The organism is Marinomonas sp. MED121, assembly GCF_000153025.1.
Lineage (GTDB): Bacteria > Pseudomonadota > Gammaproteobacteria > Pseudomonadales > Marinomonadaceae > Marinomonas.
In genome coordinates this window covers 401,351-415,931 of sequence record NZ_CH672429.1, presented here as the reverse complement: position 1 = coordinate 415,931, position 14,581 = coordinate 401,351, and the positions used below count along the sequence as shown (strand labels likewise).

Here is a 14,581-nt window from a genome sequence, read left to right as displayed (position 1 = left end):
GAAAGACTTAGGCTGTTTGAGGAGCGAATGACCAATAGCCAAAAGGGCCCCCGCAGGTCGCTGCGGGCTTCGTGAAGTGGCAGGCTTGCCAGGTGAGCGCTTCATCATAATTGATTTGACCTATGATTCGCTGCTGCATGCTTGCGTCATCTTGACGAGACCCCTCATCTGTTAAAGGCTCCCTTAAATTAGGGCAGAGTCTTTGTACTAACGGGTTAAATCTATCTTTTTCAGTAAGGCTAACTTGGCTTAGATACCAAGCTTTGAGAATTTTTTTAACGGGAGATGAGTGGATTTCAGCCAGAGATTGGGCGTTAACTTGATTCGATTCAGTCAGTTTCTCATAACTTAATAAAAGGCTCTCGTACTGCAAATTAAATTGATAATCTAGTTTGAGCAGTTGCAGAATATCTTGACCTATTTGTATATAGCTTAGATCCAGCTTTACGCCAGTTAACATACTACTCAGGGTTAAAAAGCCTTCTACTCCTTGATGTTTAGCAGCCATGGATGGCGAACTGATGAGGCTGAGGGACAGTGGAGCACTCGCTAATAAAGCAAAGCTTTTTAAAATGTTTCGACGTGATATTGGAGGGCTTATCTTGGGCATGTATTTATCCTTTACATTACGCAAAATGAAATTTGATGTGTATTCGTCAGTTATTCTCGTGTATTCAAAATACCTTGCTTAAGTTTCCTATTTCAACAAGGTATTTCTATTCAAACAAACGCCTTAAACTATCAAGGCTGAGTGATTATTCGTTAAAACTAAAGGCTTCATGTTGGGCTAATCTAACCTGACAACGACCTTGATTCTTAGCTTGGTAAAGTGCGTTATCAGCATCCTTAATGAGCTCTTTCACCTGAGTATCAGGTGAAGGTAAACAGGCTGCAACCCCCATACTCAAAGTCACTACCTTTCGTGGGTTTTGTAAATGAGGTAGTTGTGCTTCTACGATTGTATTGAGTAACATTTTTGCCCTAGTTAGACAGCTGGCTTGGTCCTGCATAGGCAAAATAATAATAAATTCTTCACCACCATAGCGTGCGATCAGGTCTTGATCATGATCAAGTTGCTGCTCAAGCAGTTGCGCAATTTTTAATAAACACTCATCGCCAGCAAGGTGACCATAATGATCGTTATAGGATTTAAACAGGTCAACATCTATCATGATGATACCAATCCAATTGTTGTAATGTAGGGCATGTTGCCATTTATCATTGGCTTCTAAGAAGAAGCGACGACGGTTTGCAACTTGAGTGAGTTCATCTGTTTCACTTAAGGTCTGTAGCTGGTTATTAAAACGCTTAAGTTTACGGTTGGCTTCTTCGGTTTCAAGGTGGGCTTTTTTCAAGCTTTCCTCAGCATCACTGCGGGCCTTGACAAAGACGGAGAAGGCTTGGGCAATCAAGGCAATTTCATCATTACCATTGAGAGGGATTTCAACCGCTTTGCCCCTAACATGCTGCTGCATAATCTTGCTTAAATTGTTAAGCCTACGAATGATATATAAGCGAATAAAGAAATAAGTTAAGCCAGTTAATAAGACAAAAATCGCCGTAAAAATAAATAGGCGATTAATTGCCTTATCAACCACATTTTGATGGCTTTGACTGGCTTTTTTTGCGGCCTCTTTAAGGCTTAAGAAATAATTATAACTACTACCACTAAGTCTTTGCGCGTGCAGTCTGGCTTCTCTAGCTGCAGCTAAAGTAGCCCTGTGACTTTGTTGCAATGGGGTTTGTAGTGCAATGGTTGATTTGAGCAAAGGCGCTATTTGGTTTAAAAAATCTTGTTGCTTTTTTTGACTCAGTTTTAAGCTAGATAATGAGTTAAAAGAAGCCTGACTTAGCTTATCTAATTTATTCAGTTGTCCCTGACTTTGGGTGTTAAGTGCAAGGGAGGTGTAATTTAATGCCGCCAGTGCATGCAGGTAAAAGTCTGGATGGGATTCTTGAGTGTTTTCTTCCACCAGCCATTGAGATAGCAGGGCGAGTTGTTGCGTATTTTCATACTTTTCACGAATCAGTGTTTGTTCCTTAAGTAAACTTAGCTCAAGGTGCTTAAGGCTTTTAAAAAAAGGAACTTGTAGCTTATCAATTTTTTCTAATTGGGCTTCATCCATTTCGGCATTAGAATTTAATTTTTGCCTAACATTTTGATAAATGGCGACCAAGTTTTTATTCAGTACATCTTCGTTTGAGCGGCTTCGATCACTACTGATAAGCTGCTCAATCGCTTGGGCTGCAATGACTTCGGCATCTCGTGCAAGTTCTGCTGCGTTCATTGCACTGTCAAAATGCCCCCCTGAAAGTGCTTTAAACTCATTGGCCTGTTTGGCTAAGGTATGAATGCTCAAGTAACTAGCAATGAGGTAAAAGCAAAGCACGATCAAAAGCGCCGTGTTGAGACGAAAGCTAATGTGCTTATACTTATTTGACTTCAATGTCTGATCGCTCGTCATTATTTAACCTTAGGCATTTTATTATTTAAAGATTGGTGCATAGAGTATGCCACCTTGATTCCAAGGTTGATTAATACCTCTCTTCACGCCGATTTTAGAGTGGGAGCCGAAGTGTCGGTTATAAACTTCCCCATAATTACCCACGGCTTTAATTGCACGATACGCCCATTGATTATCAAGGCCAAGTTGTTGACCAATTTCGCCTTTTTTACCTAATAAATTTTGGACTTCGGCATTTTTACTCTGAGTTAGTGCCTGATCAACATTGGCAGCATTGATGTTTTTCTCTTCCGCTAAAATAAGTGCGTGGACAACGGCTCTAATAATGCGACTCCATTGTGCATCATCATTTCGAACCATAGGGCCTATTGGCTCACGGGAAATGGTATCGGGCAAAAGGCGGTAATTTTCCGGTTTGTCTGTTCGATTAGCACGGTTTGTGGCAAGGTTCATGCGATCTGCTGTATAGGCATCACAGGGGCCTCCCCGAAAAAAACTATCGCCATTTGAGAAAAGTATCTTGGTCTTGAGTTCACGGCTTTCGATGAGATCAACCAAATTTTGATGGGTGCTGGTATTTTGCGTGACACAGACGGTTTTATTATCTAAATCGTTTATTGTTTGGATATTGGTCGCCGCTCGTACAATAAAGCCTTGCCCATCAAATAAATAAACCGCAGGGAAATCTAATTGGTATTGAAACTCACGTGAATGTGTCCAAGTTGAACTGTACATAACCACGTCTGTTTTTAATTCAACTAGGGTGCTAAAGCGGGTTGTTGCACCCACTTCAATATAATTTACAAATTCTTGATCCTTTAATACCGCAGCGGCGGTAGCACGGCAAAAATCAACATAAAAACCTTGCCATTGACCTTCTAGGTTGATTGCACTTCTTGAAGGATCATCTGGGAATACGCCGCAGTTAAGGTCACCCCGTTGAATAACTTGAGTTAAAGTTGAGTTAGGCTTTATGATTTGAGCAGCCTGAGAAAGAGTCGAAAAACTAAGAATAAATAGCGTAAGATATAGGCTCGTTTTTTTAGGTAAAAACATCATAACTCTTATATTTTAATTTCTTAAAGTAAGTGGATACTAACGCATCTTTTTGGTTTTTGAAATGTGAATTTTAATCCCCTTTAATTTAATTATGAACACAACTTCAATTTTTGTTCTGTCACAAAATCTGTTGTAAAACCGTTATTTATAAATTTTGCTTATTATTGCTAGCGAACAAGCCTGTATTCAGCCGTAGATTTCTGGGACAATAGCGGCCATTAGAAATGTTTCGAATAGCAGTCAGTTTTCCTTGGGAAACGGCAAATCAGGCACAGTAAATCATGATCAAAAAACACAAGAGCGCAGCTAACCTATTTTCATACCCACAATACTGGGCTGAATGTTATGGCATAGCCCCATTCTTACCCACAAGTCGTGCAGAAATGGATCAACTTGGTTGGGACTCTTGTGATGTTATCTTGGTGACAGGTGATGCTTATGTCGACCATCCAAGCTTTGGTATGGCGGTTATGGGCCGTTTATTAGAGCGTCAAGGCTATCGGGTCGGCATCATTGATCAACCGGATTGGCGCAGTGCTGAAGATTTTCGACGTTTAGGTGAACCTAACCTTTATTTTGGGGTAACAGCTGGCAACATGGACTCCATGATCAACCGTTATACGGCTGATTTAAAAGTGCGAAATGATGATGCTTATACCCCTTATGGGGCAGGTGGTAAGCGCCCAGATCGGGCGGTGATTGTTTATTCCCAACGTTGTAAAGAAGCTTTTTCAAATGTGCCTGTCATGATTGGAGGCATAGAGGCAAGCTTACGTCGTATCGCCCAATACGATTATTGGAGTAATGAAGTTCGGCGTTCAGTGTTAATTGACTCAACGGCTGATATTTTACTTTATGGTAATGCTGAAAGAGCGATTGTTGAAGTGACTCATGCCATTGCCGCTGGTAAAAAAATGTCTGAAATTAAAGATATTCGCGGAACTACCGTGGTGCTGAATACTCCGCCAGGTGGTTGGACTGAACTTGATTCCACTCGCGTTGATTGGCCGGGTAAAATTGATAAGATTTACAGCCCTTATGAATATATTCCTGAGGGTAAATGTCAGTCTGATGAGGAAGAATCAGATGTCATGCCTATTCGTGTTATTCCGGCGCCTCTGGGTCGTAAGCAGAAGTTAGACCCTGCGAAAACCTATGTGCGTTTGCCATCGTTTGAAAAAGTGTCGAAAGACCCAGTGTTATATGCCCATACATCGCGGGTATTGCATTTGGAGTCTAACCCGCACAATGCAAGAACCTTAGTGCAAAAACACGGTAAAAAAGAAATTTGGGTGAATCCACCGCCAATTCCTTTACTCACAAATGAGATGGATGGTGTGTTTGATTTACCATACGCTCGAGTGCCTCACCCTAAATATGGTAAGGCTAAAATACCCGCTTATGACATGATTAAAACCTCGATCAATATTATGAGAGGTTGTTTTGGGGGGTGTACCTTTTGCTCTATTACTGAGCATGAAGGGCGAGTAATTCAAAGTCGTTCTCATGAATCTATTTTGAATGAAATTGAAGACATTAAGCTGAAAGTGCCAGGTTTTACCGGTCATATTTCTGATTTAGGTGGCCCGACATCTAATATGTACATGCTTAATTGTAAGAATGATGAGATTCAAGCCTCTTGTCGTAAGCTATCTTGTGTTTATCCGACTATCTGTGAAAATCTAATTACAGATCATAGCCCAACTACACAACTTTACCGTAAAACACGTGCGGTTGAAGGCGTGCATACCGTCTCTATTGCTTCTGGGTTGCGTTATGATTTAGCCGTTGAGGACCCTGAGTATGTGCGTGAGTTGGTTACTCATCATGTGGGTGGTTTGCTAAAGATTGCACCAGAGCACTCTGAAACTGATACTTTGGCGAAAATGATGAAGCCGGGTATGGGGACCTATGACAGATTTAAACGTATGTTTGATAAATACTCAAAAGAAGCGGGTAAAAAGCAGCATCTGATCCCTTATTTTATTGCCGCTCATCCAGGCAGTGATGATAAGGATATGTTGAGTCTTGCACTTTGGCTTAAGCAAAACGACTTTAAGCCAGATCAGGTGCAAACCTTTTATCCTTCACCTATGTCATTGGCCACAGCCATGTATCATTCTGGTAAGAACCCTTTAAAAGCGGTGACTTATAAGAGTGAAGATGTGGTAACCATAAAAGAAGCGGAACAGCGAGTGGTGCAAAAAGGCTTTTTACGCTATCACGATCCTGATAACTGGTCTGCATTGCGTAAAACCTTACGGGCAATGGGGCGTGGTGATTTAATAGGGGATGGTGTTAATAAACTGGTGCCAGGTGAAGAAAGAGATAAGCAAGTTTCTCGTCGCCCGAAAAAGGCGAAGCCAGGTCAGGCAACCGGTGCATCCCATTCTAGCAATCGACCGACAATGGCGAAAAATGCGGCAAAGGCAAAAGCAAATCAAAAGGCGGATAAAGCCAACGCAAGGGGAGAGTCTCGTCCTGCTAAATCCCAAAGCGCAGGTAAAAAGCCTGCAGGATCAAGACCGGCGCAGCAAAAATCAGGCAATAGAAAGCCTAAGCGTCCGGGCCGCTAATATTTGAGTTGAATAAAAAAGCAGCCCAGGCTGCTTTTTTTGTGCAAAGAAATACCTTTGAAAGACTATAGAAGTAAATTAGCTTGTTTGAGCGCTCTTTGGCGGCGAGATTCAAGACGGCTAACTTCCAATAAAATATCTTCCACATAAGATAAGTGTTCATGAATCGCTAGCTTAGCCACATTGCCATCACCTGACATGATGGCGTTGTATATGCTGGTATGTTGCTGCATCACCATTTCTCGTGCTTCACTGTGTTGAAATAAGTAGTTTAAATTTGCCTTAATGCTTTGTGACAGCATTTGAAATAAGGCTCGCATGGTATGAAGCATGACCGCATTATGGGCACACTCAGCAATGGTTAAGTGAAAGGCGGCATCTTTTTTTGCTTCTAGCTCTGGTAAGCGCATATTGTGGGCTTGCACTAGATCTTCATAAGCTTTTGTGAGCTTTTCTTTGTCCTGATCGGTACTTCTTATCGCCGCATAATAGGTGGAAATACCTTCTAGGGCATCACGAAATTCTAATAAGTCATACCTAAATTCATCATGCTCTGATAAGGCTTGTAATAAGGGATCTCGCAGGTCACTGCCTAGGTTATCGCTAATATAATTTCCTCCCCCTTGGCGACTGATTACCATGCCTTTTGCTTTTAGGTTCTGAATGGCTTCTCGCAATGAAGGTCTAGATACACTAAAGCGCTCAGCCAGTTCTCTTTCGGGTGGCAATCGATCACCGGGTTTAAGGAGGCCTTCAATCATCATGCTCTCAAGCTCTTTGGTTATTTGATCAGAGATTTTTAAGCTTGCCATTTGAATTTCCTAATTGACTTTTTATGATTTCGATAAATTGGTAATACCATTTAAAGGCTTTATTACATGGATTTTAGCCCTGAGGCATATAAATATCTAGTGCTTGATAATCGGTTTAGGATATGGAATAAAGAGATTAGATAATTGGTAATATTGGTATTACCATTTTTGATGCTCAAATGTCTAAAAATGTTTGAGTGTTTAGTTCTTCTTTCATTTTAATCCTAAAACAAGAGGCTAATCCTGTGATCATTGCATCTTCAACAGACTTTCGAAAAGCCGCAAAAGCAAAGTTACCGCCATTTTTATTTCATTACATAGATGGTGGCTCTTATGGGGAGCATACTTTACGTAAAAATACGCAAGATCTAGCAGAGATAGCCTTAAGGCAGCGGGTGTTAAATGATATGTCTCAAATGGATCTGAGTACGGAGCTATTTGGTGAAAAGTTAAGCCTTCCTATAAGTTTGGCGCCTGTTGGATTGACAGGTATGTACGCCCGTCGTGGCGAGGTGCAAGCGGCGAAGGCCGCGGATAAAAAGGGTATCCCTTTTACCATGTCTACCGTCTCTGTTTGTCCTATCGAAGAGGTAGCGCCAAGTATTGAGAGGCCTATGTGGTTTCAGCTTTATGTCTTAAAAGACCGTGGTTTTATGAAAAATGCCTTAGAGCGAGCGAAGGCGGCAGGTGTTACTACCTTAGTGTTCACCGTGGATATGCCAGTACCTGGGGCCCGTTATCGCGATATGCATTCAGGTATGAGTGGCGAAAATGCGCCCATCCGTCGGGTTCTTCAAGCTATGTGTCACCCCCAGTGGGCATTGGATGTGGGATTGTTAGGTAAGCCTCATGACCTTGGAAATATTTCAACTTACCGTGGCGAAGCGACAAAACTTGCTGATTATATTGGGTGGTTGGGTGATAACTTCGATCCCTCTATCTCCTGGAAAGACTTGGAATGGATTCGCGATTATTGGGATGGCCCAATGGTGATCAAAGGTATTTTAGATGCTGATGATGCTAAAGATGCGGTGAAGTTCGGTGCTGATGGCATCATAGTATCGAATCATGGTGGGCGTCAGTTAGATGGGGTTTTATCTTCCGCTAAAGCTTTGCCTTATATTGCTGATGCAGTTAAAGGTGAGGTTAAAATTTTAGTCGATTCAGGGATTCGTAATGGGCTAGATGTGGTGAGAATGCTAGCGTTAGGTGCCGACTCTACTTTGTTAGGGCGCTCGTTTATTTATGCATTAGCGGCGAAAGGCCAAGCGGGTGTTGAAAGTTTGTTAGATCTTTATGAAAAAGAGATGCGAGTTGCCATGACCTTGTGTGGGGCTAATAAGTTAAGTGATTTAACCCGAGATTCGTTAGTGAGTTTTAAATGACGGTTTTATTGCTTGGTGTGTTTAATAGATTGGGTATGACAAAGTGAGTGATATGATTCTTAGTAATTGTTCTGCTTATAGTTATGTGTCTTGCATTGAATGAAAAAGGAATAATTTAAGGCATTGCCTGATATTCAAAGGGCGAGAGTAGGACTGAGGCGCTGGGTAGGGTATTATGGGCAGGTTTTTATAATTGTTTGGCCAAATGCTAGCAATTGATAATACTGGATTTTTATCACTTTTAGCTAAATCATCTTTTTTATGATGGGCTTAAAATACGACTTTGAGAAAATTTTATGATCATTAAACCAAAAATTCGCGGATTTATTTGTACGACAACACACCCAACGGGTTGTGAGTTGAATGTTAAAGAGCAAATCGAATTTACTAAAAACAAGGGCGAGATTAAAAATGGCCCGAAAAAAGTTTTAGTAATTGGTTCTTCTAGTGGTTACGGTTTAGCGTCACGTATTACGGCGGCATTCGGATCTGGCGCAGCGACTTTAGGTGTTTTCTTTGAAAAGCCTGCAACTGAGAAAAAAACCGGTACAGCGGGTTGGTATAATGCGGCGGCATTTGAAAAGTTCGCCAAAGAAGAAGGCTTGTACGCTAAAAGCATTAACGGTGATGCTTTCTCTAATGAAGCACGTGAGAAAGTGATTGAAACTATCAAGGCTGATCTAGGTCAGGTTGATATGGTTGTTTATTCTTTGGCTTCTCCGGTGCGTAAATTGCCTGAAACAGGCGAAGTGATTCGTTCTGTGCTTAAGCCTATTGGCGAAACTTACCGTGCTACAGCCATAGATACGAATAAAAACACCATTATTGATGCCGAAGTGGAGCCTGCAACAGAAGAAGAGATTGCAGCGACAACCACGGTAATGGGTGGTCAGGATTGGGAGTTGTGGATGTCTGCTCTTGAAGAGGCGGGTGTTCTAGCGGATGGTGCACGTACTGTTGCTTATTCTTATATCGGTTCAGAAATCACTTGGCCTATCTACTGGCATGGTGCGCTAGGTAAAGCGAAAGAAGATTTGGATCGTGCTGCCAATGAAATTAACACACGTCTTGCTGTTAATGGTGGTGGTGCTAACGTTGCTGTGCTTAAGTCTGTTGTGACGCAAGCATCTGCGGCGATTCCTGTTATGCCTTTGTACTTAGCAATGGTATTTAGCATTATGCGCAAAGAAGGGTTGCATGAAGGTTGTATCGAGCAGATTCAACGTATGTTCTCTGAGCGCCTTTATAATGATCTTAATCCTTCATCTAATGTAGATGATGCAAACCGTTTGCGTTTAGATGATCTTGAGTTGCGTGAAGATGTGCAAGCAGCTTGTCGCGAACTATGGCCAAGCATTACAACTGAGAACCTGTTTGAAAAAACAGATTATCAATTGTATAAAGATGAATTTTTGAAATTGTTTGGCTTTGGCGTTGAAGGCGTTGACTATGATGCGGATGTCGCACCAGAAGTTGAGTTCGATGTCATTACCTTGTAATTTGATACTAGGCTAACGCCTTTTATCTGAAAAAAAACCGAGCCTTGTGCTCGGTTTTTTTATATCTGTCACAATGAGGCGGTATTAATATAAAGCTGGGTGCTTGAGTTATCTTCATAGGCGCCGATAAATTAAGGTTAGAGTTTATCTGCTAGTGAGGTACACTCAATAAGGTTATTCTGTTATTTGCTAAGTTTTTAGGCGAGGGTTTTGTGTATAAGTCTGCTGTGCTAATCGCGCTAATGTCATCTGGATTGTTTGCCCAAACGATTGAAAGGCGTGTGGTAGATATTGTCTATGGCGATAAAGTGATAAGAACCACTCACCAAGTTGTGCTCGATACAGAATTGGAAGTCGGTGTTATTCGCGCAGAAGAAACCAAGCCTGAAGTGGCCCAAAACGTTGTTATTACAGCTAATGATGAGCGTTTATCCTATCTTGAACTTAATGAAGCCGCAATGAGAGAACAGTCTATTTATGATGAAGTAAATAGACGGACAGAAGATGCTCCCTATACTGTGCTGTTTACTGGACATATCCCTGCTGAAATACAAAAAAAGCGTATGGCTATGATGCCTGAAGTGGGTTTATTTGGAGATCAGAAGGATAAGCTGCTACAGAATCAGGGGGATATTACCCAAGAAATTGGCTTTCCGACGCAAGAGAGCAATGGGTTAGACACAGGGGACTTTTCTAATATGAGTCCACAGCAACCAGGGTCCCAGAATGCGAGAAACTCGGTTGATTCTGAGTTAGATAACTTTATTAATGGTAAGGGGCGTAGCGAGGTACAAGAGGATAGTGCGCCACAAGTTGAGCAAAGCAATGATGACATGTTAGAAAAGCTAATTGGTGGCTAATCCCAATCCTTGTCAATTTAGGTTTAATCAAAAAAATGCCAGCAAAATGCTGGCATTTTTTATGCTCGTTATAGGTTGGAGTTGGCTGAGACTTCTTGCCAGTTTTCCTTCAAGTCGCTTTCTATTAATGGTTGGTTATGCACCAGTATGCTGGGGGCTTTGCCTGATAAAATCTGCTGGGTGACAAAGTCATTAAAGGTGCTCTGTTTAATTCCTTCAATTGCCGCTATAAATTTTTCGCGCTTGTAGAAGTTTTGTTCGGGTTTTGCGATTTCTCGCCAGAAACGGCTTGTGTCTTCACCTAGTTCTTTTGGCTCGCGTTTTAATTGAACCAAGATGTTGTTGCGAATTGTTTCGAACTCATCAGGAGAGATATTGCAAATGCGCTCAAGGTCTTGGCTGATAAATGTTTCTATCTCATCCACAATCTCAGGGCTTTCATGATCTGGTGATTGAACGGTAAAACCAATCGCGGGTACGTCAGCTTTGGTTAAATTGTGTGTGCTAACAATATAGCCTAGCTGCTTTTCTGTTCTAAGTTGGCTAAAAAAACGGCTGCCAATCGCTTGTTTAAGTAGGGTGAAGTGGGCTTTTTCGGTGAAATTATCTTCAAGCTTTCCTGAAAGAACATACAAGATGGCGTTATCTTGGCTGGTAGTGTCAACTTTGAAGGCTTGTCGGCTACCTGAGTCTAATAGCTGTCGTTTTATTTGCTTGGCAGGAGATGGCTTTAGGCTCGATTGATAAAGGGTTTCAAGGCTTTGGGCAAGCTCAACAGTTTGGTCTTTTTCGATATTACCATTGCTAAAGCCAACTAGATTATATTGACTGAGTGCTTTGTTTTTAAAAGCAATAATGTCCTTGTATTGAATATTGTCTAGAGTGGAAAGCATGTCTGTAATCGTATGACTATCCTCAATTAATATCTCTGATAAACGCCACAGTGCAACAGAATAAGCATTAGCATGCTTGCTATTTAGTAGGTCTTTCTTGAGTTGTTGTTTAGCCAGCTCGAAGCGTTCAGACTCAGGCTCAATTTGATTAATTTGCTTCATTAACCACATAAGGTATTTGTTTTGCTTGTCATTATAGCCTGCGGTAACCAGTGTTAGACCGTTAATATGAGCATAAATGTTGTAGTTTAAATTGGCATTGTAAGGCAGGTAGGTTGCTTCACTTAAGGCATCGTTGAGTAGTCGCGCCCACAACTTATTTAATACATATTGTTGGTTATTATCAGAGGCACCTGGGTAGCGAATCGCGAGATAGTTACTGCTTTTAGGTTTATCAAATCTGTCGTCAGATCTGTGCCAAAAATTAATCCCTTCTGCCTCATATACCTGTTTGGGTATCTCATCGTAGCCATTAATAAGAGACAGGGAGGATGGAATATAAGTGTTTTTCTCTGGTGCCTGCAGTGCATCAATTTTAGGGGCGTGAGTGAGTGATGTTAGAAAATCTTGGTTAAAAGTGAGATTGGCGTATTGGCTCTGGTACCAAGGCTCAAGTTGCCATTCTGGCTCAGTTTGGCCCCAGTGAGTTGGCACTTGTCCTTTTGTTTCAATTTGCACCAGCATGTTGTCACTGGTTAGAAGCGCGGATAAAGCTTTAATCTTTTGTGTGTCTGCAACTTGTGTGATCTGAAACGCATCAAGCACATCCGTTGCTGGGACAGTCAATAGTTGGCTGGCAAGGGTCCTGGATAGTTGCATGGGCTCTATATAGCTGTGGTAATTAAAACCTAATTGAGAAAGGGCTTTTTCCTCTTCAATGTAAGTCTTGTTTATCTCATTGTTTTTGATTTCATTGATATTCGCAAAAACAGCCAAAATAACCTTGTCTATATCGACTAACCCATCATCGGTTAATCGAATTCGAATATTAAAGGTTTGTTTATTTATATAGTCTGCCCCTAACCCAGCGCTTAAAGAGCGTGCCCACCCTTTAGACTTAAGATAGCTATGCAGTGACCCTTGGCTTTCTTGGCCTAGTAAATAGCTTAAATAACGTGTTGGCTGGTCTTTATAATTTGCTTTTTGGGGTGGCAGTATGAAATTTAAACTAAGGGTATTTCTATCTTTAATGGGGCGAATAAATTGCAGTTTATCTGTGTTGTCTAGGGTTAGTGGTGGAAGCTTACTTATGGCAAGTGTTGATGTAAGTGTTGTTGCTTTAATTGCTGTAAAGTACTTCTTGGCAAGGCTTTCTAATTGCTCAAGTGGCAGGTTTGCAACTAATGACAGCGTCATATTTTGGGCAAAGTAAAATGTCTTATAGCTAGCGAGTAGCTGCTCTCTTAAAGGTAAATTTGGTCGATCTTTTAAAGTCTCTAAGTTGCCAACACTAAAGTGGTTGCTTGGGTGTGCTGGGTTAAATAAGGTTTTAAACGCTTGATTGCTGCGTCTTGCATCATCATTGATTTTAGCAATGTATTCAGAGTGAACCGCTTTGCGTTCTCTTTGGGCATATTCTTCACTAAATAAAGGGGCGATAAAAAATTGTGAAAAACGATCTAGCGCACCTTCATAGCCTGGGGCTAAAACATCAAAAAAATAGTTGGTGTGATTGGCGGCTGTATAGGCATTGTTGGAGCCTCCAAACTCATTGATATAGGTTTTGTACTCATCTGCCTCAGGGTATTTTTCTGTGCCTAAAAAAAGCATATGTTCCAGGAAATGAGTGAGACCTTCTTGTCCTTTAGGGTTGTCATTTGCACCAACACCTACAGCTAACGCTGCTGATGCTTTTTCGGCTTTAGGGTCTTGTACTAAAATGACTTGTAAGCCGTTCTTCAGAATAATGTGTCGATATTGGTTTTGATCACTTTGGCTTTGCTTAATAGGGGTCATTGGGTTGTCTAATGTATTCAAGTTTGGTGTTGGTTCAGAAGGCTTTGCAATTAGCTCTGGTGTGATCATAAGAGGGATGAGGCAAATACTGCTGCGTTTAGCCAACTTTACTATGAAATATTTTATGAATCGTTTTTTAAATAAGGACATATTATGCAAATCAAAAAATGGATTTCACATACTAACAGCAGGTGTTTTTTAAGTGCAAAGCTTTTTTAGCCCCATTTTTAGAGGGTTTGAACAAAAAAAGAGAGCCGGAGCTCTCTTTTTTTGTTCGAAAAATTTAAACTTTAATTGCTAGTTTTTTCCTTTTTTTCTTGCGCGTCAATGGATTGACCATTTACTTCAAGGCTGTCATCACCCATTAAATAGAGGTAAAGCGGCATGATATCTTCTGGTGATGCAATTGTATTTGGATCTTCTGCTGGGTAAGCACGAGAGCGCATGCTTGTCGCTGTTGCACCTGGGTTAATGGCATTGACTCGAATTTCAGACGTGTTTTCTAGTTCGTCAGCAAGAAGTTGCATCATGGCTTCGGTAGCAAATTTTGAAACTGCATAAGCGCCCCAGTAAGCACGAGCTTTGCGGCCAACACTCGATGTAGTAAAGGCAATAGAAGCGCTCTTTGCTTTTTGCAATAAGGGCATGACTGCTTGAGTTAGCATAAATTGGCTGGTGACATTGATGCGCATGACCTGCTCAAAAGTGCTGGCTTCATAGTTCGCTAACCCTGTTCTGTCACCAAGAATGCTTGCGTTATGAAGTAGGCCGTCGAGTTGACCAAATTCAGTTTCAATAATGTTGGCAAGGTCGGCGTAATCGTGTTCAGTGGCGCCATCTAAATTCAATGGCACAATGGCTGCCTGAGGGTAACCTAGGTTTTCTATTTCATCGTAAACGGCTTCGAGTTTTTTGGTTGTACGGCCAAGTAAAATAACGGTCGCGCCATGCTTTGCATAATTGATAGCAGCAACTCGTCCTATCCCGTCTCCTGCTCCTGTGACAAGAATGATCTTGTCTTTTAATAGGTCGCTCGGTGCTTGGTAATCTAACATATAAATTCCTTTGAATATCTG

The 14,581-nt window shown here is 41.3% G+C and carries 10 protein-coding genes; 4 read left to right on the top strand and 6 right to left on the bottom strand.

Annotation, left to right across the window (positions count from 1 at the left end; all coding sequences use genetic code 11):
* Positions 1-7 precede the first annotated feature (7 nt).
* From MED121_RS01925 to MED121_RS01915, 3 genes are all read right to left on the bottom strand, one after another.
* The gene (locus tag MED121_RS01925) at positions 8-610 is read right to left on the bottom strand and encodes a sugar dehydrogenase complex small subunit (RefSeq protein ID WP_036178523.1); all 603 of its coding nucleotides are present in this window, start codon (positions 608-610) and stop codon (positions 8-10) included.
* A 145-nt stretch (positions 611-755) separates the two neighbouring features.
* Positions 756-2,465, bottom strand: a complete 1,710-nt coding sequence (locus MED121_RS23520; RefSeq protein ID WP_009831899.1) for a diguanylate cyclase — start codon at positions 2,463-2,465, stop codon at positions 756-758.
* 21 nt (positions 2,466-2,486) lie between these two features.
* Positions 2,487-3,521, bottom strand: coding sequence for an amino acid ABC transporter substrate-binding protein (locus MED121_RS01915; RefSeq protein ID WP_009831898.1), 1,035 nt, complete (start codon positions 3,519-3,521; stop codon positions 2,487-2,489).
* Positions 3,522-3,805: 284 nt separating this feature from the next.
* Here MED121_RS01915 and MED121_RS01910 point away from each other — a divergent pair, with 284 nt between their 5' ends.
* Complete coding sequence (locus MED121_RS01910) at positions 3,806-6,100, top strand: YgiQ family radical SAM protein (protein ID WP_009831897.1); 2,295 nt, start codon at positions 3,806-3,808, stop codon at positions 6,098-6,100.
* Between the two features lie 65 nt (positions 6,101-6,165).
* Here MED121_RS01910 and MED121_RS01905 read toward each other — a convergent pair whose 3' ends face one another.
* Entirely contained in the window at positions 6,166-6,912 is a 747-nt protein-coding gene (locus MED121_RS01905) for a GntR family transcriptional regulator (protein WP_009831896.1), read from the bottom strand.
* Between the two features lie 245 nt (positions 6,913-7,157).
* Here MED121_RS01905 and lldD point away from each other — a divergent pair, with 245 nt between their 5' ends.
* The 3 genes from lldD (at position 7,158) to MED121_RS23515 (ending at position 10,656) form a co-directional block, all read left to right on the top strand.
* A complete protein-coding gene (gene lldD / locus MED121_RS01900) occupies positions 7,158-8,297 on the top strand; it encodes an FMN-dependent L-lactate dehydrogenase LldD (RefSeq protein ID WP_036178520.1) in 1,140 nt (379 codons plus the stop codon).
* Between the two features lie 296 nt (positions 8,298-8,593).
* Complete coding sequence (gene fabV / locus MED121_RS01895; RefSeq protein ID WP_009831894.1) at positions 8,594-9,796, top strand: enoyl-ACP reductase FabV; 1,203 nt, start codon at positions 8,594-8,596, stop codon at positions 9,794-9,796.
* Positions 9,797-10,008: 212 nt separating this feature from the next.
* Entirely contained in the window at positions 10,009-10,656 is a 648-nt protein-coding gene (locus MED121_RS23515) for a hypothetical protein (protein ID WP_050764514.1), read from the top strand.
* A gap of 68 nt (positions 10,657-10,724) precedes the next feature.
* On the opposite strand, the gene MED121_RS01885 is transcribed toward MED121_RS23515, so the two are convergent.
* Together MED121_RS01885 and MED121_RS01880 are read right to left on the bottom strand one after the other, a co-directional pair.
* On the bottom strand, positions 10,725-13,610 hold the full coding sequence (locus tag MED121_RS01885) for an insulinase family protein (protein WP_165474602.1): 2,886 nt from the start codon (positions 13,608-13,610) through the stop codon (positions 10,725-10,727).
* Between the two features lie 185 nt (positions 13,611-13,795).
* Positions 13,796-14,560: a YciK family oxidoreductase gene (locus MED121_RS01880; protein ID WP_009831891.1), complete on the bottom strand. Its 765-nt coding sequence runs from the start codon at positions 14,558-14,560 to the stop codon at positions 13,796-13,798.
* Positions 14,561-14,581: the final 21 nt, after the last annotated feature.